Source organism: Bacteroides sp. L008 (assembly GCF_040812255.1).
Taxonomy (GTDB): domain Bacteria; phylum Bacteroidota; class Bacteroidia; order Bacteroidales; family Bacteroidaceae; genus Bacteroides; species Bacteroides vicugnae.
Map to the genome: position 1 here is coordinate 5,032,535 of NZ_JBFNXO010000001.1, position 24,523 is coordinate 5,057,057.

Annotated in this window: 15 protein-coding genes; 14 read left to right on the forward strand and 1 reads right to left on the reverse strand. The window is 40.4% G+C overall.

Going from position 1 to position 24,523, the window contains the following annotated elements; all coding sequences use genetic code 11:
• From AB3G73_RS19345 to AB3G73_RS19365, 5 genes are all read left to right on the forward strand, one after another.
• Window positions 1-1,794, forward strand: a complete 1,794-nt coding sequence (locus AB3G73_RS19345; protein ID WP_195648873.1) for a RagB/SusD family nutrient uptake outer membrane protein — start codon at window positions 1-3, stop codon at window positions 1,792-1,794.
• Between the two features lie 22 nt (window positions 1,795-1,816).
• Window positions 1,817-2,734, forward strand: a complete 918-nt coding sequence (locus tag AB3G73_RS19350) for a DUF1735 domain-containing protein (RefSeq protein WP_195648872.1) — start codon at window positions 1,817-1,819, stop codon at window positions 2,732-2,734.
• A 27-nt stretch (window positions 2,735-2,761) separates the two neighbouring features.
• Complete coding sequence (locus AB3G73_RS19355; RefSeq protein ID WP_367745388.1) at window positions 2,762-3,934, forward strand: glycoside hydrolase family 76 protein; 1,173 nt, start codon at window positions 2,762-2,764, stop codon at window positions 3,932-3,934.
• Between the two features lie 37 nt (window positions 3,935-3,971).
• The gene (locus AB3G73_RS19360; protein ID WP_259011318.1) at window positions 3,972-6,023 is read left to right on the forward strand and encodes an alpha-glucuronidase family glycosyl hydrolase; all 2,052 of its coding nucleotides are present in this window, start codon (window positions 3,972-3,974) and stop codon (window positions 6,021-6,023) included.
• Between the two features lie 267 nt (window positions 6,024-6,290).
• Window positions 6,291-9,239 carry a glycosyl hydrolase 115 family protein gene (locus AB3G73_RS19365; RefSeq protein WP_367745389.1) on the forward strand — a complete coding sequence of 983 codons (2,949 nt, stop codon included), beginning with the start codon at window positions 6,291-6,293 and terminating at the stop codon, window positions 9,237-9,239.
• A gap of 2 nt (window positions 9,240-9,241) precedes the next feature.
• On the opposite strand, the gene AB3G73_RS19370 is transcribed toward AB3G73_RS19365, so the two are convergent.
• The gene (locus AB3G73_RS19370; protein ID WP_320980459.1) at window positions 9,242-10,345 is read right to left on the reverse strand and encodes a glycoside hydrolase family 43 protein; all 1,104 of its coding nucleotides are present in this window, start codon (window positions 10,343-10,345) and stop codon (window positions 9,242-9,244) included.
• A 165-nt stretch (window positions 10,346-10,510) separates the two neighbouring features.
• On the opposite strand from AB3G73_RS19370, the gene AB3G73_RS19375 reads away from it, so the two are divergent.
• The 9 genes from AB3G73_RS19375 (at window position 10,511) to AB3G73_RS19415 (ending at window position 24,508) form a co-directional block, all read left to right on the forward strand.
• Window positions 10,511-11,500, forward strand: coding sequence for a glycoside hydrolase family 43 protein (locus tag AB3G73_RS19375; protein ID WP_297284764.1), 990 nt, complete (start codon window positions 10,511-10,513; stop codon window positions 11,498-11,500).
• A gap of 105 nt (window positions 11,501-11,605) precedes the next feature.
• Window positions 11,606-12,178 (forward strand): RNA polymerase sigma factor, encoded by a 573-nt coding sequence (locus AB3G73_RS19380; protein ID WP_148364113.1) that lies wholly within the window; start codon window positions 11,606-11,608, stop codon window positions 12,176-12,178.
• A 112-nt stretch (window positions 12,179-12,290) separates the two neighbouring features.
• Window positions 12,291-13,493: a FecR family protein gene (locus tag AB3G73_RS19385; protein ID WP_148364112.1), complete on the forward strand. Its 1,203-nt coding sequence runs from the start codon at window positions 12,291-12,293 to the stop codon at window positions 13,491-13,493.
• Window positions 13,494-13,651: 158 nt separating this feature from the next.
• Entirely contained in the window at window positions 13,652-17,083 is a 3,432-nt protein-coding gene (locus tag AB3G73_RS19390; RefSeq protein WP_195648865.1) for a TonB-dependent receptor, read from the forward strand.
• An 11-nt stretch (window positions 17,084-17,094) separates the two neighbouring features.
• Window positions 17,095-19,014, forward strand: coding sequence for a RagB/SusD family nutrient uptake outer membrane protein (locus AB3G73_RS19395; RefSeq protein ID WP_195648864.1), 1,920 nt, complete (start codon window positions 17,095-17,097; stop codon window positions 19,012-19,014).
• A gap of 23 nt (window positions 19,015-19,037) precedes the next feature.
• Entirely contained in the window at window positions 19,038-20,360 is a 1,323-nt protein-coding gene (locus AB3G73_RS19400) for a glycoside hydrolase family 76 protein (protein WP_195648863.1), read from the forward strand.
• A gap of 25 nt (window positions 20,361-20,385) precedes the next feature.
• Window positions 20,386-21,528: a DUF4972 domain-containing protein gene (locus tag AB3G73_RS19405; protein ID WP_148364108.1), complete on the forward strand. Its 1,143-nt coding sequence runs from the start codon at window positions 20,386-20,388 to the stop codon at window positions 21,526-21,528.
• A 22-nt stretch (window positions 21,529-21,550) separates the two neighbouring features.
• Window positions 21,551-23,017 carry a DUF4972 domain-containing protein gene (locus tag AB3G73_RS19410; RefSeq protein WP_234132640.1) on the forward strand — a complete coding sequence of 489 codons (1,467 nt, stop codon included), beginning with the start codon at window positions 21,551-21,553 and terminating at the stop codon, window positions 23,015-23,017.
• Window positions 23,018-23,248: 231 nt separating this feature from the next.
• Window positions 23,249-24,508, forward strand: a complete 1,260-nt coding sequence (locus AB3G73_RS19415; RefSeq protein ID WP_259022018.1) for a glycoside hydrolase family 76 protein — start codon at window positions 23,249-23,251, stop codon at window positions 24,506-24,508.
• Window positions 24,509-24,523: the final 15 nt, after the last annotated feature.

The window sequence follows — 24,523 nt, forward strand, 5'->3', positions numbered from 1 at the left end:
ATGAAATTAATAAAATATACATTTATCACGGTTTTGTTGGCAGGCACTGTATGTTCATGTAGCGATATGCTTGATACTAAACTGACAAACGAGTGGTCGGAAGATGATACTTGGACAAATGCGGAAAAAGCTCAAGGTGTTTTACTCTCAGTCTATCAGGATGTCATGATTTCTCCTGATGCGTGGGATGGTAATTTTCTTGATGCGGCTACAGATAATGCTTTGACTCGTAATACAGGTTCAAGTGTTTATCGCGCTGGACAAGGTGCTTTTAGTTTTTCTACAAATCCATTGGGTATTTGGAGTAAATGTTATAATCAGTTCCAGCAAATTCATATTTTCCTGGATAAGGGATTGACAAATGATGTTTGTTATAGTATGACAAGCGAGGACAATGACAGGAAAATCAAACAGCGCCTTAAAGGAGAAGCTATTTTCTTGCGTGCTTGGACTGGTTTTCAGTTATTACAGATGTATGGGGGAAAAACAGATGATGGTTCAGTACTTGGTTATCCCATTGTAACTCATTTTGTTACTCCGGAAGAGTCTTCACATCCGGAGAACTTTGTACGTAATACTTATGAAGAATGTGTAAAACAAATAGCGGAAGATTGTGAAACAGCTATGTCCTTGCTGCCATTGACTTATTCGGGGAGTGATGCAATTTTGGGTGAGAATCTTTTTGGTAGAGCATCTGGTCTAGCAGCCGCTGCACTAAAAGTTCGTGTTTTACTATATGCTGCAAGTCCGGCATATCAGCCTGACAATATTGTTAGGTTAAATGGTATGGGGGATTATACTATTGTAGATCAAACTGCTTATCAGGCAAAATGGGAACGGGCGGCAACCTATGCATATGAAGTACTCCAAATGTCCGGAATGACAACTTATGCTGCTCTAAAACCGAAAGAACTGTATGATGGTGGAGACGCACAATCTACAGAGTTCCTTTTTCGTACATTTGTAGGCAAGGGACATGCTATTGAAGGTCGTCACTATCCTCCTTTCTATTATGGAAATGCGCAGACAGTTCCTTCTCATAATCTTGCTGCGGCATTTCCTGCAAAAAATGGGTTTCCGATTGATGATCCTCGTGCCGGATATGATAAAGAGAATCCTTACTCCTGTATACGTGACAATCGTTTTGATGTGAATCTCTACTATCAAGGGCGGAAGTTTGGAGCAAACGACTCTAACATAGATGTCGCATATGGAGGAAAAGATTCTGATTATTTGAATGAAAAGGCAAGTCGCTCTGGGTATTATCTTGCAAAGTTCATTAATACAGATCTTGCAAATTTCATTAAGCCTCTTGATCAACAGGAGTCTCGTCACTATAACCCGATGTTGCGTAAAGCTGAAGTTTGGTATAACTTTGCAGAAGCTGCAAATGAAGCATGGGGGCCAAAAGTTGTAGGTCCGGATTGTACGATGTCTGCATATGATGTTATTCGTACGATCCGTGAAAAATCAGGAGGAATAACTGATGTTACCTATCTGGATGAGATGGCGGTTTCTCAAGAAAGTTTTGCAAAATTGATTCAGAATGAACGTCGTATAGAGTTTGCTTTTGAAAATCAACGCTTTTGGGATTTACGTCGTAGACTTTTGCCACTCGATGAGACCATTTTAGGTATGAAAGTTACTCGGAAAGTAGATGGTACTGAAGTCTTTGAGGTTGTGCCAATAGAAGAACGCCCGCTTGATAATATGCGTTATTATTATCTCCCGTTGCCTTACGACGAGATACTGAAGAACTCAAATCTTATGAATAATAGAGGGTGGGGAAAGTAGTAATTTATAAAAACAGGATATTATGAAAGCTATAAATACATTATTATTTATTATTGCGTTATTAGGATTTACTTCGTGTTATGATGATTATGTGAGCGATTATGAAAATCCTAATATGGGATTTGCTGTTAGTAAACCAATGCGTACAGTTATTTCGGAGCGTGATATGCCGATATACATAGGGGTATCAATTGGGGGTAAAAGAGAAGTGGATATGTCGGATTGGGCTCGATTTGTAATTGATCCGACATTGGTAGAAGGCACTGGTAAGGAACTGCTTCCAAGTGATTATTATACTCTCTCAGACCCGGAATATTTCCGGGTACGCAAGTCTAATCTTCCAGTGGCTGATGTTCGCATTGATTTTACGGAAGCATTCTATAATGATCCGCTTAGTCTGAAAGATCACTATGTCTTACCGTTTCGTATGACTGAAAACTCTTTGGGAGCTTTGCGTGAAGGTGCTGAAACAACTGTTGCCATCATTAAATATATCAGTACTTATGCTGGAACGTATTATCGTATGGGGACCGTTACGGAGGTTGATGCGTCAGGAACCGCTTTGGGCAGTCCGGTAAATTATGGAAATACACATGACATTATCAATTGTAGTACTGTTGGTTTTAAAAGTACTGCTCCACGTACTGTTGTGTGTCCGGGAGTCGGTAATGAAAAAGAAAATGTCGGTAGTGTGACTTTGATAATGGATGTTGATAAGAACGTTGTAGTGACAGGTGTGGAAGGTAAGGCCGCTATAAGTGATGCGTCAGGAAGCTATAAAACTGAAGGTGATTATGATTATGTGGCTAATGTTGGTACGCGTGCTCCTCAGTTTGATCTGGAATATACTTATGTAAAGGACGGAAAATATTATCATGTTGCTGAAAAGTTAGTGTTACGTCAGGATCCATTATATGATCTACGTGTTGAAACTTGGTAATTAATAGTATTATAAAAAAATAAAGAAATGAAGATATATATTCCTATTATTTTATCTATCTTGTCTATCTTTTCTGCCTGTGATTCAGAAGCTGGATGGCAGAATCTGGAGGTGATAGAAACTGTAAAAATAGATCCTGTGATTGATTGGACGGCTGTTGCTGATAGCTGTACGTTTGTTCTGGTAGAGCAATTTATGAACAAAGAAAAAGGAACGTTTTGGAAGTCACCGAAGAATGTAAGTGGAGGGTCTTATAATATTTATTGGCAACAAGCTCATGCTATGGATGTTATTGTATATGCTTATGAACGGATTAAGAATAAGAATCCCGAATTGGCCGATACTTATGAGAATTATTTCAGGCTTTGGCTTAAAAATAAGGCTAATAATTATAATCATGATAAAAATGATGAGACTGGATTTTTGAATTCTTTTACAGATGATATGTGTTGGATTTGTCTGACATTAATTCATATGTCGGAGGCTACTGGCGATGATGTATACATTAATATGGCTAAAACAGTTTACGATACGCATATTATTACTCGGGCAAGAACGGATGCTAAAGGAACCGGATTGCCATGGAAAAGCAATGATGAAAGCAGGAATGCATGTACCAATTCTCCGGGTTGTTTGATTGCAGCTAAATTGTATAAAAAATATGGTACAGAAAATTATCTGAATGATGCGAAAATGTTATATGATTATATTGTGAAAAATTTGCTAAAAGGTGATGGTAGGGTAGAGGAACCACCCTTAACTTATACGCAGGGAACTTTTGGTGAAGCGTGTCGACAGTTGTACCATATAACGCAGGAACGGCAGTACATGAGGAAAGCAGAGGAGGTGATAAACTATACGATGACCAGTGATCGATGTCTCCAGAATTGGATATTGCGTGATGAAGGTACCTCTATGGATGGTAGCATTTTTAAGGCCGTCTTTATTCCTTATGCTGTAAATCTGGCTTTAGATGAGAAGGCTTCCGACTATGTTAAAAAACGTATTATTCTCTTTTTGCAGGATAATGCAACTGTATTATGGAATAATTTGGATAGAAGCTTATATCCGGAAATGTATTGCAATTATTATTGGGGAAAGGTGTTTCCATCCGGTGATATTGCTTCTATGGGAGCTCAGACAAGCGGTGCATCTTTGATGGAGGGAGTTGCCCGGATGTTGGCGAATTTAGCAGAATAATAGTATATTTGTAACATATTTGTAAATTTGAAAAGGCATGAATAACCATTTTACTCACGTTAGTATTGTCCTATTCTTCTTATGTCTTATAGGAAGTGTTTGTGGATATGCACAGACTTCAGCTACTACTGATACGGGATATCAACTTTGGTTGAATTATAAACCGGTTCTGGATACTAGGCTGAAAAGAACTTATGTTCAGCATTACAGCCAAATTCGTTTGTCCGGCAGTCGATATGATGAAGTGATAGCTGACGAACTGAAACGCAGTTTGAAGGCCATGTTGACAATCACGCCAGAATTCGTTCATAATGAGAAAAAAGGCATTCAAATGAGTTTTTGTGCAGATAAAAGCTTGGGGCAGGAGGGATACATTATTCGCAGTGGTAAAAAGGGAATAACACTCCAGGCTTATTCCGATGCGGGATTTCTTTATGGTACGTTCCATTTGATTCGTTTGATACAATGTGAATATTCACTTGAACACTTGAATATCAGAGAAACTCCCGCATTGGACTCCCGTCAACTGAATCACTGGGATGATCTGGGAACTATAGAACGGGGATATGCTGGAAGATCATTATGGAAATGGAATGACTTACCCGGGAAAATAGATCCGAGGTACACCGACTACGCCCGTGCTAACGCATCTATTGGAATAAATGGAGTGATTTTGAATAATGTCAATGCCGATCCTCGCTTTTTACGCCGTGATTATTTAGAAAAAATTGCAGTTCTGGCTCAAATTTTCCGTAAATATAATATACGTGTGTATCTTGCAGCCAATTTCGGAGCTCCCATGAAACCATCTGCAACACCGGATGTCATGAGGCAATGGGGAGGAGTAGGAAATTTGAATACGGCTGATCCTCGAAATCCTGAGGTACAGAAGTGGTGGAAAACAAAAGCTGATGAAATTTATTCATTGATTCCTGACTTCGGTGGATTTGTAGTAAAAGCAAATTCAGAAGGAATGCCGGGACCGCAGGATTATGGATGTACGCATGCAGATGGGGCTAATATGCTGGCACGTGCTTTGAAACCTCATGGGGGGATTGTAATGTGGCGGACATTTGTATATAATCCGGAAATAGATAAAGATCGGATAAAGCGTTCTTATAAGGAATTTCTACCGCTGGATGGAATGTTTGATGATAACGTAATTTTGCAAACTAAAAACGGAGCATTGGATTTTCAACCGAGTGAGCCTGCACAACCTCTTTTTGGAAGTATGACACGAACCCCTTTAATGGCAGAGCTTCAGATTACTCAGGAGTATCTCGGTCATTCTACTTATCTGGTGTATTTGCTGCCAATGTGGAGAGAGTTTTTAGATTTTGACACACATTGTAAAGGTGCTGGAAGTACCATTGCCAAAATTCTGACAGGTGAGGTAATCCCTCAGTCATATCGTGCTATAGCAGGAGTGGCCAATACCGGTGATTCTCACAATTGGACAGGACACCATTTTGCGCAAGCTAATTGGTTTGCTTTCGGACGTTTGGCTTGGAATCCGAAACTGGAGACCCATAAGATTACATCCGAGTGGATAAAATCGACATGGAACTGCGACAAACAAACTTTGAAAGTTGTGGAACAAATGATGATGCCAACATGGAAAAGTTTTGTTTGTAGTCATGCTCCTTATAGTATTGGATTTACGGTACAGGTTAAAGGGCATTATCTGGCTGGTTTTGAGATACGAGCCAATAAAGAATGGAAGATAGATAATGAAAGTATTGGTAATGATCGGACGATTACTGGCTCTGATTATGTATCACAGTATTTTGAACCGAATCGTTCACTTTTTAATGATATCAATCAATGCCCTGAATTGTATTTACTTTGTTTTCACAGAACTCCTTGGAATCATAAAATGAAATCCGGCCTGACGCTTCGTGAGGAACTTATTGCCAATTTGAAACAGGGAATAGAACAAGTTGACAGAAATATTGAACTTTGGAAATCACTTCGTGGTAAAATTGATGAGCGACGCTTTGGTGAAGTGATGGAAAGCCTCGCTACAGAAAAAAAGGATACACAAGCCTTTTATGATTCTGCTATCCATTTTTTCAATCTTTATAAATAAGAGAAGAGCTTTTCTAACTTTTTTATATGAAAATGGCTGTTTTTTATTCTTTATTGAACAGCTATTTTCATAATTTGCCAAATAAACTGTCGAACTTTGGATGTGATCTTTTAATAGCTAATTGGCTGAAATTACTCACTTATAGATGATACTTCTGCTATTTGTACGGCTATTGGTGCGGATATACCTTTGGGAGTGCAGGTAAGTGTGATTAATAATTTTTATAATAAAAAGAAATAGAATTAAATAACTAGAAATATTGTATCAATGAAAGTCTTTTCGCTATTAATATTACTGATGATGGCATCTGTTCTGCAATCGCAAGTCGTTGTGAATGAGAATATAAAACATAGTAAAAATGTTTTTCCGTTAGTTACTTCTAATGTGGAGGCGACTGTGTGTTATGATGCTAATGATTATCTGGTTGTAAAGAAGGCCACTGAATTGTTTGTATCAGACATTGAGAATGTTACGGGTCAAAGACTGAAATTGACAAATGAATGTAAGAAGGGAAGAGCAGTGGTCATTGTTGGCACTATTGAGAAGAATCGGGCAATTCGTCAGTTAGCTTCCAAAGGGAAAATAAATATAGCTCCTTTGGAAAGAGCTTGGGAACGGTATTTGATTCAAATGGTTGATCGTCCTTTTCCGGGTGTGAGTAAGGCTTTGGTGGTAGCAGGAAGTGATAGACGAGGAGCCGCTTACGGTTTATTCTCTCTTTCGGAAATGGCAGGTGTATCTCCATGGTACTGGTGGGCGGATGTCCCTGTGAAGAAACATAAAACACTTTATGTAGATGCTCCTGCTACTTTATCTAAGACTCCTTCTGTGAAATATAGGGGGATTTTCTTGAATGATGAGGACTGGGGATTAAAACCATGGGCTGCTAAGACTTTTGAAAAGGAACGCGGGAATATCGGTCCCCGTACTTATGCCAAAATATGCGAATTGTTGTTACGCCTGAAAGCAAATCATTTGGCCCCTGCTATGCATCCGGTGTCAACCGCATTTTATAAGATACCTGAAAATAAGTTAGTGGCAGATACTTTTGCCATTGTGATGGGCTCTAGTCATTGCGAACCATTATTGTTGAATACTGCTAGTGAATGGAATTCTAAAACTATGGGTCCTTGGGACTATGGAAAAAATAAAGATAAAATTAATGAGGTTTTAGGAAGCCGTGTGGAAGAGATTTGTGCTTATGAGAATGTATATACACTGGCATTGCGGGGACTTCACGATGCAGCTATGGGAGGCGGAGATGTATCGATGAAAGAGAAGGTGAAATTGCTGGAGAGTGCATTGAAAGACCAACGTGATATTATAGCCAGGCATACTGATAAACCAATTGAAACAATTCCGCAAGCATTTACTCCTTATAAAGAGGTATTGGAAATTTATTCAAATGGTTTGGAACTACCGGATGATGTTACAATTATTTGGCCGGATGATAATTTTGGGTATATGAAGCGATTGAGTGGTCCGCAGGAGCAAAAGCGTTCCGGACGATCAGGAGTTTATTATCACTTATCTTATTTGGGAGTTCCTCATAGTTATTTGTGGTACAGTACTACTCCTCCAGCTTTAATGTATGAAGAACTTCGTAAAGCTTATGATACTACTGCGGATCGTATTTGGCTGGCTAATTGTGGAGATTTGAAAGGAGCGGAAATGCAGGTTTCTCTATTCCTTGATATGGCTTATAATATTGAACAGTTTAATGCCAATAATGTGGTCACTTATCCGGCACATTGGTTGGCTGAGATGTTTGGAGAACAATATTATAATGTTTTTGAGGATATTACAACTTCACATATTAATCTTGCTTTTTCCAGAAAACCGGAATATATGGGGTGGGGGTATTGGAATAATTATTGGGGTGGAGGAGAAAAACGTACGGATACTGAATTCTCTTTCGCTAATTATAATGAGGCGGAAAGACGTCTGAGTGAATATCGTCGTATTGGGAAAGAAGCGGAAAATGTTTTTCTTTCATTGACGGAAGAAGCTAAACCGGCATTGTATCAGCTATTGTATTATCCGGTAAAGGGTGCCGAACTGATGAATCACATGACTATAAAAGGGCAATTTTATCGCCAGTATGTCCGTCAGCAACGTGCAGCTGCCAGTCAACTGAAAGCACAGGTGAAAAATTATCATGATAGCTTGAAACTTATTACCGATAGCTATAATTCGTTGTTGAATGGGAAATGGAAATATATGATGTCTCTGAAACAGAACTATGATGGTACAAGTTCTTATTTCATGGTTCCGTTGATGGAGGAGAACTATGTTCCTATGGGAAGTCCTAAACTTGCAGTCCAAGCGGAAGGTGAGGCATTGGACAAAGGTGGATTAAATTTTCATAGTTTGCCTGCTTTCAGCACTTACTCTCGCAAGGAACATTGGATTGATATTTATAATCAGGGGACAGGAGAAGTCGTATGGAATGCACAATCTTCAGCTGATTGGATAATACTCTCGCAAGAAGCTGGAAAAACTTCGTTGGAAAATCGAATAGTTGTTTCTATCGATTGGACTAAAGTTCCTGTGGGAGAGAGGATAAGAGGAGATATTGAAATTGTATCTGGAGATCAGAAAGAATGTGTGCTGGTTTCTGTTTTTAATCCGGTTTCTCCTATACGTGATGAGGTGCAAGGATTATATGTCGAAGAGAATGGATATATTTCTATCCCGGCTGTTGATTTTCATCGCAAGTTTGAGAATAGGGATATCAAAATGACTGTTCTCCCTGGACTCGGTTTTGAAGAAAGTTCTCTACAAATGGGAACTCCTATGGCGCCTTTACAGATGTATCGTGCGGGTGATGTACCTAGAGTAGAATATGATTTTTATACGTTTAATGCTGGAATTTATGATGTGTATACGTATGTTCTACCCACATTCCCGTTACACGCGGAACGAGACTATAAATTGCCGGAACATACTAATTCAGATACAAAGTATAGTGTCCGTATAGATGATGGATCTATTTCTACTCCTTCGACTTCCGCTATTGAGTATTCTCAAATTTGGTATGATAGCGTACTAAAGAACTGCAGAGTGAATAAATCTACTTTGTATGTGAAGAAACCTGGTAAACATACTCTACAGATACGTTGTGGTGATCCCGGAATCGTTATTCAAAAAATAGTCATTGATATGGGAGGATTAAAACGTTCATATCTTGGACCTGAAAGTACAAAATGTAACTAGTCTCAATTGGTTGGGGAACCGGATGGTTTTGCCATGGGTTCTCCTTCTTTTTGCGGTATTCCCAGTACAGGCATTCCGTCTTTGTCCCACTCCATTTTTTGTAAGCGGGGAGTACGTGAGTCCATTGCGCCCGGAGCGTCGTTGGGAATCTGGCGGGCATGATAAAGCATATAACATTCTTTTCCATCCGGTGAAGGAATGAAAGAACTGCCGCCGGGACCAAAAACTTCGTTTTTCGGCTCCTGCTGAAATACGGGTGTCGGATGTTTCTTCCAGGAGGCGGGATCCAGCAGGTCAGCATTGGCGTCTGCTGTTAGTAATCCTACACAATAATAAGGCGTCCAGCTACCACTGGCAGAATAAAAAATGCAAACTTTGTCTTTATTCTTTGGTTGGAAAAAATGAGGTGCCTCGTTCACATGAATCGGATAGGCCGTTTTACTGCCATCAGGATTGACCCATTGACATTCCCATTCATATTCAGGTTTGGAAATCAGGACTCTATCGGAAGAAAGAGTCCATGGATTTTCCATGGAAGCGATGTAAATGCACTGTGTCTCACTGTCGATTCTTTGTTTTTGCCATCCGCACCAGATCATGTAACGTTGTCCGTTATGTTCAAAAGTGCTTGCATGAATCGCCCAGTTGTTATCTTTGTCAGTCGGTATTCGGCCTTTCATGACAAACTTTCCCTCTGTAGGAGTGGCAGCCTCGTTCTCAATTACATAAATCTGGTGATTGTCCATGTTACCGTCATCTGCCGCAAAATAGATATACCATTTATTATTGATCCGATGTAGCTCGGGGGCCCATAAATGGTGCGAATTACTAGGGTCTGTCGGTATCCATACCGGTTTTTTAAGACTGTCATCCAAGTTTGTTATATCACTCGTTTCCCAAAGTATGATCCTGCTTTCGGAACCTTGTGTGTAGTAATATTTCCCTTCGTGAAAAACACCCCATGGTTCTGCTCCTTTTTCGCGCAACGGATTCGTATAGGTATCTCCTGTTATCGTTTCCTTTTCCGGCTCTGTTTTCTTCTTGGGTTGGCAAGATGCACAAATAATGACTAAAAGTACAGTTAGTAATGAGATTCCGCTTTTCATGGTATTTTTCATTTTATAATGACACTGCAAAGAAAGCACAAAATCTTGATAAATCATCTTTTTTTTGCAGATTGGTTAGTATTTATCCTTAATTGGTTCATAATTATTGAATTTTCTATTCGTTTTTTCTCATCTTTGTAGCACGAACTTTAAAATTGATATTATATGAAACTAAAACATCTTATTCTTTTCTGTATTATTTGTTGTTCCCTGTCTGTATTTGGGCAAAAGGCCGGTCAGCAACCAAAGACAAGTGGCAATCCTGTATTTCCGGGCTGGTATGCCGATCCGGAAGGAATTGTGTTTGGAGATGAATACTGGATTTACCCTACGTATTCGGCGCCTTATGACGAACAAACCTTCATGGATGCTTTCTCGTCTAAAGACTTGGTGAACTGGACAAAACACCCGAAAGTGTTGTCGAAAGAGAATATAAGTTGGTTTAGACGTGCTTTATGGGCACCTGCTGTGATTCATGCGAATGACAAATATTATATATTCTTCGGTGCGAATGATATTCAAAGTAATAACGAGCTGGGAGGTATCGGTGTGGCTGTAGCCGACAATCCTGCCGGACCATTTAAGGATGCACTGGGCAAACCTCTGATTGATAAGTTTGTAAATGGTGCACAGCCGATCGATCAGTTTGTTTACAAAGATGATGACGGACAGTATTATATGTATTATGGTGGCTGGGGACATTGCAATATGGTGAAGCTAGCTCCGGACTTGTTGAGTATCGTACCGTTTGAGGATGGTACCATCTATAAGGAAGTAACTCCCGAAAAATATGTAGAGGGACCTTTCATGTTAAAACGTAACGGTAAATACTATTTTATGTGGTCGGAAGGCGGTTGGACCGGACCGGATTATTGCGTAGCCTATGCGATTGCCGACTCACCATTCGGACCTTTTAAAAGAGAAGCAAAAATCTTACAGCGAGATCCCAATATTGGAACGGGTGCCGGCCATCATTCTGTAGTGAAAGGTCCGGGAGCGGACGAATGGTACATCATTTATCATCGCCATCCATTAGGTGAAACGGATGGAAACGCTCGTGTGACCTGTATTGATCGCATGATTTTTGATAAAGACGGAAAAATAAAACCCATAAAGATGACTTTCGAGGGAGTAGAAGCCAGCCCATTGAAGTAAAATCTGAAAAGTTCAGCCCATCGGTAATTAATATTTTAATAAAGATGGGCTTTTTTTGATTTATTGTTTTATTTTTGTCCTTATAAATTCAATATACTTATTATAATGAAATCGGATATACACTCTCTCTCTGATTCCCTTTTGTGGAGAAGGTTTCTCGAAGGAGACTCGAGTGCGTATACCCAAATATATAATCAAACAGTACAAGATCTGTTTCGATTCGGATTATTATATACTTCGGATAAAGAATTAATTAAAGACTGCATACATGATGTGTTTGTGAAAATTCACATGAATCGTGCAAAGTTGGCTCCAACAGATAATATTGCCGCCTATTTGACAGTGGCGTTGAAAAACACTCTTTTTAATGCGCTGAAAAAAACAACAGATTCTCTCCCGTTTGATGAAATAGGTGAGAGAGAAGATACGGTTGACGACTCTCCTTCCACTCCGGAAACTATATATATTAATAATGAACAGGAAAAACAAGTTCAGACAACCGTACATTCTATGATGTCTGTATTGACGGACAGACAGCGCGAAATTATTTATTATCGGTATATCAAAGAGATGAGTATCGATGAAATCAGTAAGGTGACAGATATGAATAATCAGTCTGTTTCTAATTCTATTCAACGGGCTTTGGGACGTATCCGCGACTTATTTAAGAGAAAATAAGAGAGAATAACCAGCCCATTTTTCCTGCCTATCAAAAAAAGTGGAAAAAACTTCGAAAAAGGTGAGTATAAAATGAAAGTACAACTGTTATTCATACGTAAAGACAATGAAAATGATGAACTCTGAACAAGAACATACAGATTTTTCCCTATATACTTTTGAAGAATTTCTTCAGAATGATTTCTTTGTTTCTTCTATGAACTATCCTACGGAAGAAACACAGAAGTTCTGGGATGAATTTGAACAGATGAATCCTTCTAATATAGATGAATATATCGCTGCAAAAAGATATTTGGAAGTTTTTTCGAAAGAGAAGGGTGAGGTACTTTCAAACCAGGAAACGGATGATTTATGGATTCGTATTCAAGCGACTAATATAAATAAGGAGAAAGCGAGACGCAAGAACTATTTCTTAATAGGATTGAGTGCGGCTGCCAGTGTGGCTATTCTTGTGGGATGTTTCTTCTTTTTGAAGAACTATTCTTCGGCTCTGGATCCGGACATTGCCACATTTGCTGTGAATACGAAAGCCGATTTGCCTTTGACGGAAGAAACACTGTTGATTTTGGCAGAAGATAATGTCGTGAGTTTGAAGGAAAAAGAAACAGAGATCACGTATGATTCCGTAGAAATCAAAACGAATCAGGAAAGTATACAAAAGGAGAAATCGGCAACTTATAACCAATTGGTTATTCCACGTGGAAAACGTTCGGTATTGACGTTTGCCGATGGATCTAAAGTCTGGGTGAATGCCGGTACAAGGGTGGTTTATCCGGTGGAGTTTGAACAAGACAAACGTGAAATCTATGTGGATGGTGAAATCTACATAGAAGTGGCCAGAGATGAAAATCGTCCTTTCTATGTGCGGACCAAAGATATGAATGTCAGAGTGCTTGGTACTAAATTTAATGTAACTGCGTATGAATCGGAAGCAATTAGAAGTGTAGTGCTGGCACAAGGATGTGTTCAGGTGGAGACAGACCGGACTCCTAAAGCCATTCTGGCTCCTAATCAGATGTTCAGTTCTGCCGATGGAAAGGAAAATATAACACAGGTAGATGTAGAAGAAGCTATATCATGGGTGAATGGACTCTATTATTTCCAAAGTGCTGATTTGGGAATCGTTTTGAAACGTCTGTCTACCTATTATGGCATTAACGTAGAATTTGACCCAGCGCTAAGTAAAATAAAATGTTCCGGAAAAATCGATTTGAAAGACAACTTTGAAACAGTAATTAATGGATTAACCTTTGTTGCACCAATCTCTTATGCCTATGATGAACAATATAAGACGTATCGAGTCGTAAAGAAATAGATATGAAAAAATAAGATAAAGAATAAATCTAATTCCTGAATTTTATGGTAATTTTTGTAGAAAGTGGATGATACACGCTATCATCCAACTGGGACGTGTGTACCCAATAATGTTTAGATACAGAAATAATATTATGAGAAAATTTTAACATGTTTAATATGAAAAATGCAATTAGAGAACGAAAGAGTAAGGTTCTCGGGCTATTCCTTTGCTTTTTACTTCTCGGAATAGACTACTCTTTCGCAAGTTACAACAATTATTCTCAATTTAAGACCCTCTCGGTCAGCGTTAATAACTCGACGTTGAGAGAAGTGCTTAAAACGATAGAGAAAAGTAGTCAATTTGTTTTCTTCTACTTAGATGATGCTGTGAACTTAGAACGTAAGGTATCTATCGACAGTAAGAATAAGAAGATAGAAGAAATTCTTTCTGAACTTTTCGAGGGTACTTCATGTACTTATCGGATCTCTGACAGACAAATTTTTATTTCCGGAAAAGCATCGGCTCCTAATGAACAGCAACAGAATAAACGGAAAATAACCGGACGTGTTACTGATGTAAAAGGGGAACCGCTTATTGGAGTGAACGTTACCGTGGATGGAGATGCAAACGGTTCGATTACCAATATGGATGGTTTGTATGAGATATTCGTAACCAAAAAAAGCGTAGTGCTTAAATTTACTTATATAGGTTTTAAAACTTCAGAAATACGGACGAATGCATCTACTAATATTTACGACGTGGCCTTGGAAGAACAGGTGAACGAGTTGGAAGAGACTGTGATTGTTGGTTATGGTACCCAGCGTAAAATAAGTAATATCGGCGCACAATCTTCTATGAAGATGGAGGATATTAAAACACCTTCTGCCAGTTTAACTACAACGCTGGCAGGTCGTTTGGCCGGTGTTGTAGCCGTGCAACGTACGGGAGAACCGGGTAAAGATGCCGCTGATATCTGGATTCGTGGTATTTCTACTCCCAACACTTCTTCTCCGCTGGTATTGGTGGATGGAGTGGAACGTTCGTTCAATGACATCGATCCGGAAGACATTGAATCGTTGACAACACTGAAAGATGCATCGGCAACGGCTGTGTATGGTGTGCGAGGTGCTAATGGTGTGATCCTGATTAAAACCAAGCCGGGAAAGGTGGGAAAACCGACAGTGAGCGCGGATTATTATGAATCGTTTACCCGTTTCACGAAGATGGTTGATCTGGCAGACGGTATCACTTATATGAATGCAGCCAACGAGGCAATGCGTAATGACGGTATTGCTACAAAATATACGGAGGACCAGATACGTAACACGATTGCGGGAAAAGATTCTTATTTGTACCCGAACGTGGATTGGTTGAAGGAAATCTTTAATGATTGGGGACACAATCGTCGTGTGAATGTAAACGTGCGGGGTGGTAGTGAAAAGGTCGCTTATTATGCGTCAGTCAGCTACTTCAATGAAACTGGTATGACGGTGACTGATAAGAATATCAACACCTATGATTCCAAAATGAAATATAGCCGTTATAACTTTACCACTAATCTGAATATCGATGTGACTCCTACTACTAAAGTGGAGATCGGTGCACAAGGTTATTTGGGAGAAGGAAACTATCCGGCCATCTCTTCTGCTGATTTGTATAATGCGGCAATGTCAATTTCACCGGTTGAATATCCGAAGATGTTCTTTGTCAACGGACAAGCCTATGTGCCCGGAACTTCAACTAACAATAACTTTAATAACCCTTATTCACAAGCTACCCGTCGTGGATATGATAACCTGACGAAAAATCAGATCTATTCCAATCTGCGTATCACACAGGATTTGGATATGCTTACTAAAGGGCTGAAATTGACTGCCATGTATGCGTTCGATGTATACAATGAGATACATGTACATCAAGACCGTGCAGAGTCTACTTATAACTTCCTGGATACAAGTGTTCCTTACGATATGGACGGACAACCCATTCTGCAACGTATTTATGAAGGAAGTAACGTGTTGAGTTATAAACAGGAAACAAGTGGTAATAAGAAAACTTATCTGGAAGCTTCCCTGAACTATGACCGGACATTCAATGACGATCATCGTGTCAGTGCACTGTTCCTGTTCAACCAGCAATCCAAACTGTTGTATCCGAAAGGTACACTGGAAGATGCGATTCCTTATCGTATGATGGGTATTGCCGGTCGTGCCACTTATTCATGGAAAGACCGTTATTTTGCAGAATTCAACATCGGTTATAACGGCGCCGAGAACTTCTCACCCAAACATCGTTTCGGAACTTTCCCTGCATTTGGTGTAGGCTGGGTTATCTCGAACGAGAAATTCTGGCAACCGCTGTCAAAAACTGTTTCTTTCCTGAAGATACGCTATACGGATGGTAAAGTAGGTAATAGTGAAGTTTCCGACCGTCGTTTTATGTATCTGGACCAGATGAAAGAGAACGGTGATTATGGTTATAAATTCGGACCGAACGGAACAAAATGGTCTGGTTATGAAACAGTAAATATGGCTGTTGACTTGATTTGGGAAGAATCTCGTAAACAAGACTTGGGTATTGATATAAAACTGTTTAATGACGATCTGTCTATTGTATTCGACTTGTTTAAGGAACGTCGTGAGAACATCCTGTTGAAGCGTGAGCATTCTATACCTTCATTCCTGGGCTACAATACATCTGCTCCTTATGGAAATATTGGTATCATAGAAAATAAAGGATTCGATGGAACGATAGAGTATAACAAGCGTATAAATAAAGACTGGGTACTTGCGCTTCGTGGTAATATCACCTTTAATAAGGATAAATGGATTCAGGGAGAATTGCCGGAACAAAAATACGAATGGATGAACCAGTATGGACGTAACATCAATGGAGTTAAAGGATATGTGGCCGAAGGACTGTTCACTCAAGCTGAAATAGATGATATGGCACGTTGGGAATCGTTGTCGGATGCCAATAAAGCAATCACTCCCAAACCATTTGCTTCACAGTTTGGCACTGTAAAGGCGGGAGATATCAAATACAAGGATTTGAACAATGATGGTCAGATTGATGCGTACGACCAGACTTACATTTCCCGTGGGGATGTGCCGACAACTGTTTATGGTTTCGGATTTACCGTAGGTTGGAAAGATTTGTCGGTAGGTATGATGTTCCAAGGTGTAGCAGGAGCCGAACGTGTTTTGAATGGTAGCAGTATTAATCCGTTTAACGGCGGTGGTGGTAGCGGTAACCTCTACTCTAACATTGGCGACCGTTGGACAGAGGAAAATCCGGATCAGAATGCCTTTTATCCGCGTCTGTCTTATGGAAGCGAAACAACCAGTAATATTAATAACTTCCAGAAGAGCACATGGTGGGTGCGTAACATGAACTTCCTGCGTCTGAAGACATTGCAGGTATCTTATAACCTGCCGAAACCTTGGGTGAATAAAGTTCATCTGAAGAATGCGGCTGTATATGTAATGGGAACTAACCTGTTCACCTTGAGTCGTTTCAAATTGTGGGATCCGGAGTTGAATACCGATAATGGTGCTTCTTATCCAAATACGACCTCTTACTCAGTTGGTATTAATTTCACATTCTAAACAAAAAGATAATGAAAAAATATAATTATATAATCGTTAGTTTGCTGGCGTGTCTCTTGACGACATCTTGTAATGACTATTTTGATCAGGTGCCTGATGACCGTTTGTCACTCAAAGAGATTTTCACAACCAGAGATGGAGCTTTGCGGTATCTTTCGAACGTATACACATTCTTACCGGATGAATTTAACCAACGTCAGGTACATGAAACCAGTCTGTACCGTACTCCCGGTCCTTGGACAGGTTCCAGTGACGAGGCAGAGTGGACAAATGACAATAAGGGAAAACTGATAAATAACAACTCTATCGATGCTACCGAAGGAACGATGGTATTGTATCGCTGGAAGAGCTGGTTCTCTGGTATCCATGAAGCTGCAGTATTTACAGAAAATGTAGGTCAGGCACCGTTGACTGTTACAGAAAGAAATCAATGGAAAGCAGAAGCAAGAGCTTTACGGGCTATCTACTATTTTTATTTAGTACGTACTTATGGCCCGGTTCCTTTGCTTGAAAAGGACTTTGCGATGGATACTCCAAGTGACGAGTTGCAACTCCCGCGTAATACGGTAGATGAGTGTTTCGATTTTATCGTATCAGAACTGAAAGGTGCACAAAATGACGGTTTGCTGGATGATGCTTCTACCGACAAGGTGTCCGGATATGGTCGTATTGACAAAGCGATTGCACAGGCATTTATCATTGAGGCATTGACTTATCGTGCCAGCTGGTTGTTTAATGGAGAAAGTACCTATTATTCTGATTTGGCTAATAATGATGGAACAAAACTATTTCCCGACAGACCGGATGAAGCTACCAAACGCGCCAACTGGCAGAGAGTGATTGATGAATGTAACACATTCTTCTCTAACTATGGTAGCCGTTATCATCTGATGTATACCAATAAGGATGGTGTTTCTGTTTCCGGCCCGGACTCGGAAGGATTCAGTCCGACAGAGTCTTATCGTCGTGCAGTGAGAACCCTGTTTTCTGAAATGGGTAACAATAAAGAGATGATTTTCTATCGTCTGGATAATGCTGCTGGAACCATGCAGTATGACCGTATGCCGAATAGATCCGGTAATACGACCGACTACAGAGGTGGTAGCTTGTTGGGGGCAACACAGGAAATGGTAGATGCCTATTTCATGTCAAACGGAGAATCTCCTATTTCCGGTTATAGTGCTGACGGAGTCACTCCGATTATCAACGAAAAATCTGATTATGTAGAAGAGGGAGTCTCTACAACAGAATACAAAGGAACAGACGGTACATTATATGCACCGGTAGGAACCAGAATGATGTATGTCAATCGTGAACCTCGTTTCTATGCCGACATTACCTTTAGCAATTCAAAATGGTTTGAGGGAACAGAAGGCGGTTATGTAGTAGATTTTACTTATAGTGGAAGTTGTGGTAAAGAACAAGGTAGCAATGACTATACGAGCACAGGTTATTTGGTACGCAAAGGAATGGATTCCGGCGACCGTAACCAGAATTTGGTTTGTGTGCTCTTACGTCTGACTAATATTTATTTTGACTATATCGAAGCGCTGGCACATGTCAGCCCGACTCATGAAGATATCTGGACTTATATGAACATGATCCGTAAGCGTGCAGGTATTCCGGGATACGGTGAGACAGTCAATCTGCCTAAACCGACTACAACGGATGAAGTCATGGAGTTGATCCGCAAGGAGAAACGCATCGAATTGAGTTTCGAAAACTGCCGTTATTTTGACGTACGCCGCTGGGGATTGGTAAATGAATATTTCAACAAGGCAATTCATGGAATGAATGTCAATTATGACGGAAATGAATTCTTTAAACGTACGGAGATTGTAAAACGTATTTTTGACCGTCAGTATTTCTTCCCGATACCACAGGGTGAGATTGATATTGACAAGAACTTGGTTCAGAATACAGGATTCTAAATACTGATTATAAAATAGAAATTATGATGAAACAATATATTTTCTCTGCAGTTTGTCTCATGTCCGGTGTCCTTTGTATGTCCTCTTGCAATGAGGATAAGCAGGCAAAGCCGTATACGCCGGATTATGAGATTGTCCCGGAGTATACCAATGCAGATACCTGGACTGCCTATGAGGCATTTAATGATTATTTGCTGGACCCCGATAAGAATATTTATAAAACAAGTACCGCTTATACTGCTGCTGTAGACCGCAATAACGGAGCTGCCGCTATCTGGTGCCAACCTATCTACTGGGACATGGCGATGAATGCTTATAAACGTGCAAAAACGGAAGGGAATACGGAAAGAGAAAACAAATACAAGCAGTTGTGCGATGATTTGTTTGCCGGAAATAAAGCGCATTATGCAAACTTTGATTTTGACAATAATAATGAGAACACCGGCTGGTTTATCTATGATGATATCCAATGGTGGACCATTACTTTAGCGCGTGCTTATGAATTGTTTAAAGTAGACGAGTATCGCAGTCTGGCAGAAGCAAGTTTTGCACGCGTGTGGTATGGCTCGAAAAAGGTCGGTGATACGGGTTCGTATGCAGATCCGGAAAAGAATTTGGGTGGAGGTATGTTTTGGCAATGGCAGCCTATCAGCAATCCGAATGAGAATGTAGCCAGCGACGGCAAGATGGCTTGTATCAACTTTCCGACTGTAGTGGCTGCATTGACTCTCTACAACAATGTTCCTGCCGACCGTGTGGCAGATCCGAATCCGGAAAGCTGGAGTAATAAGTACGGTAACTTTACCCGTCCGCATTATGAAACAAAAGATGCTTATCTGGCAAAAGGAAAGGAAATCTATGAATGGGCTGTGAAGAATCTCGTGGACAGCAATACTGGAGAAGTTGCCGACAGTAAGCATGGCGAAGGAAATCCGGCATGGTCAGCCCATGTGTACAATCAGGCCACTTTTATCGGAGCTTCGTTATTGCTTTATAAAGCTACCGGAGAGAAAACTTATTTGGATAATGCGGTTCTGGGAGCCGACTATACGATGAATACCATGTCTGCAACCTACGATTTATTGCCGTTTGAGAGTGGAGTGGAACAGGGTATTTATACCGCTATCTTTGCGGAATACATGGCTATGCTGGTAAACGATTGTGGTCAGACACAGTACTTACCATTTTTGAAGCGTAACATTAATTATGGCTGGGCTAATCGCGATCAGACACGTAATCTATGTGGCGGCGAATACCATAAGGCACAGATAGAAGGTGCTACTCTCGACAGCTATAGTGCGTCCGGAATACCGGCATTGATGTTATTGTTTCCGGCAGATAAATAATTGTAACCCATAAAAAAGAAGAATAATGAATACGAAATATTCAAATTGGAAAATGTGGTATTATGTGTTATGCATGATACTGACACTTCAATTGGCGGCTTGTTCTGAAGAAACACATGACGAGTATACTGCGGCTCCTGAAATAGAGGATGCCTATATAGACCAACTGGATGCATTGATTGCTGAAATGACCGATTTACAGCAAAATTCAGAATACGGAGATAAGAAGGGACAGTATCCCACCGAAAGCCGGGCTATTCTGACAGATGCGATAGATGATGCTAATCGTGCAGTACTTCTAATCAAATATCAGAAACCTTCTCCGTCAGAAAGTGAGAAACAACGTTATGTGGCAGAAGCCGAGGCGGCTATAGAACAGTTTGAAAGCACGATCCGTACAGAAGATGCTGAAACTACGCCGGCTGAACTGTTTGTGGATGGACGTGGAGACGGTGGTTCTTACATCGATTTCGGACGTAGCGAAGAATATGTGAATTTCGGAACTGAAGGAAATCAAGCCTTTACTGTTGAGTTCTGGGTGAAAGTAACCAAAGGTGGTGGAAAAGACCAGAATGTGTTCCTCTCTACCTACATGGGCGGTGATGGATGGCGCAATGGCTGGATGATGTATTGGCGCAATGCAGACGGTGGTATTTATCGTGCAACTTGGGGCGAAACGGGAGGAAATATTTGTGAACCGTCATTAAAGGCTCCGGAAGATGGAGAATGGCAACACTTCCTGTTTGTGTACAGTGATAAAGGTTTGCCGGGTAGTCCGGAATTCCGTGCGAAGTTGTATGTGAATGGAGAAGTGAAAACGACCGAGGGAAATGTTGGCAGCAGATTCTATAATTCCAGTAACTATGCCAGCTATAACACGCCGATGACCGCTTTCGGACGGTATATGCGTACCAGTGATAATCTGTTTGAAGAAGGTTTTGCCGGCTATATGAAAAAAATCCGTATCTGGAAAAGTGCAAAGGATAACGAATATATCCAGAGCTCTTATAATGGGACGACTGAAGTGACTGGTAAAGAAGAAGACTTGGCGGCAGCATGGGATTTCACCACCAAACCTTCCGGTTCGGGTAATGAAGTAATAGACCTGACAGGTCGTCATACTGCTAAGATTATCGGTACTTACGAGTGGCAACGTATTGTTGAATAATAATGTAAAAACGATGAAAAACATGAAATGTTTAACTAATAAATGGAGAGAGGGAGCAATGCTCCTCTCTTTCCTCCTGATTTCTTGTCTGGCAGGGATATTTACCGCTTGTGATGATATTGAAGATGAGTATATAACAGATACACAATTGAGTATCCTGCAAGAGAACCGTACATCATTGAACTATTTATTGAAAAATTCAACCTATGGAACTGCTCCCGGCACCTATCCCGAAGCCGGAAAGGATATATTGAATGCTGCCATTGCCGAGTTGGATGCCCTGATAAAGCGGGTAGAAGGTGGCGAAGAACTGGATGAAACAACTCTGGAAGCTGCTGTAGCAAAGGTAAATAAGGCTATTGATGAGTTTAAGAATTCAAAATATTATAATCTGTCTCCGGAAGCACAACAATATATTAATAATTTGCTGGCTAAAGCGGATGAAATACTTGCAATCGTTAATGATGAAACGAAGTGGGGAAATCATCAAGGACAATATCCGGTTGATAATAAATCAGTTTTGGAGAGTGCTGCTAAAGACTTGGAAAGTCTGGCTGAAAGAATCAAATCCGGTTCCATTACAGATATGACGAAGGAAATTTATGATGAGGCTATTGCCGCTGCCGATAAGAAAGTGGAAGAAGTAGAAGATTCTGCATGGCCGGATAACAGCCAGATTACCTGGAATCTGTTTGTAGACGGAAATGCCGGTTCATATATAGACTTTGGTTATAGTGAGGATTATGTAAAGTTTGGAGAGGATGATAATCAGGCATTCACGATAGAACTTTGGGTGAATATCAAAGAATACTGTAATAAACAGGGGGAAGATAACTGTACTTTCCTTTCTACGATGACGAACGATCCTTATTGGAGCGGATGGCGTGCACAGGATCGCACAAAAGGGCTGTTGAGAACAATGGTTGCCCATTGGGAAGATGATAATCATACAAATCCTCAAGAGTGGGAGCCGGGATGGAAGAAATCGGACAACTGGACTAAAGATCGTTGGACACATTATGCATTCCTGTTCAGAGATAAAGGGTTGCCGGGATTTGACACTCCGACAGATGTGAAATGTTATTCCATGATTGACGGTACGAGACAAGGAGATCCCATCCGTGTGGGTGAACCCTGGAGAACATATATCAATGAGCAATCCATAGCTAATCAGATTCACATGACCGGATTCTGTATGATGGACAATAATGGAAATCGTAATGAATGGTTCTCCGGTTACATAAAGAAGATACGCATCTGGAAAACAAACCGGACAGAAAATCAAGTATATGCTTCTTATATGGGAAATGAAGAAGGTGTAAATGCTGATAATGCGGATTTGGTAGATGCTTGGGATTTTGAAGTGAAAGGCGATCAGCCTACTCAAAGTGCTACCGAAACAATAAAAGGTGTGAAAGGTCATACAGCAACATTAGTTGGTGATAACTGGCAATGGGTTGAATCTACAACTATTTCAGATAACAAATAATTGTTTACCAGGATGAGTTTTCAATAGGTAGATTAAATATTCCCCTTATCTCTGTCGTAAGGCAGAATGAGGGGAAATTATTCTCCAATACCCTTTTATTAATCCTATATTTTTATTGCAGAAAAGCGTTTTGGTCTGTATTTGTTCTTTATTGAATAAATATTATTGTTTTTTTTCAGCTATTTCTGCAATCTTTGTAACAGGAAAAATACTATAAACTTATAAACTATCATGAAAGGCAAAATTCTTTTGGCTCTGACGCTGCTAATGGGAGCATCAACTACTATATGGGCAGTCGGCAATTTAGGAAAAGCAAACCAGAAGAAGCACGCATATACTAACGAAGATGTATGGGCAGCTTACGAAGGATTTAACAATACCCTACTAGACTCTAATAAATATATTTATAAAACAAATTCCTCCTATCCAAGCGCCGTTGACCGCGGTAATGGAGCGGCGGCTATTTGGTGTCAGCCTATTTATTGGGACATGGCGATGAATGCCTATAAACTGGCAAAGGCACAGAAAGACAAAAAAAAGACTCGTGAGTATAAAACTCTTTGCGAGAAAATTTTCGCAGGAAACAAAGCACAATATTGCCAGTTTGATTTTGATGATAACAACGAAAACACCGGCTGGTTCATCTACGATGACATCATGTGGTGGACTATCAGTCTGGCGCGCGCATACGAGCTTCTTGGAGTGGATGAATACCTGAAACTCTCGGAAGCCAGTTTCAAACGTGTGTGGTATGGCTCGGAAAAGGTGGGTGATACCGGTTCGTATGACAAAGAAAACGGAGGTATGTTCTGGCAATGGCAACCCATTCGGAATCCGAAACCGAATAAATTCGGTGATGGAAAGATGGCATGTATCAACTTCCCGACAGTGGTAGCGGCATTGACGCTCTACAATAATGTGCCTGAAAATAGAAAAGAATCGACCGACAAACGTCCGTCTTATCAGACGAAGGCTCAATATCTTGCCAAAGGCAAAGAAATCTACGAATGGGGAGTGGAAAATCTGCTGGATAAAGAAACGGGAAAGATAGCTGATAGCCGTCATGGAAATGGCAATCCCGCGTGGAAGTCACATGTCTACAATCAGGCAACCTTTATCGGTGCATCCATACTGCTTTATAAGGCGACCGGAGAGAAACGTTATCTGGACAATGCAATTTTGGCAGCAGACTATACAGTGAAAGATATGTCTGCGGAACATAAAGTGCTACCTTTCGAAGGTGGTATTGAACAGGGTATCTATACTGCTATCTTTGCAGAATACATGGCATGGTTAGTATATGATTGCGGACAAACCCAATATCTTCCGTTCCTGAAACGTACCATCAAAACAGGTTGGGCAAACAGAGATGAGACGCGGAATGTGTGTGGAGGCGAATATCATAAGAAGTTGCCGGCAGGTGCGGAAATCGACAGTTATTCAGCTTCCGGTATACCGGCATTGATGCTTTTATTTCCGGCTAAGAAGTAAATAGAAAACGACACA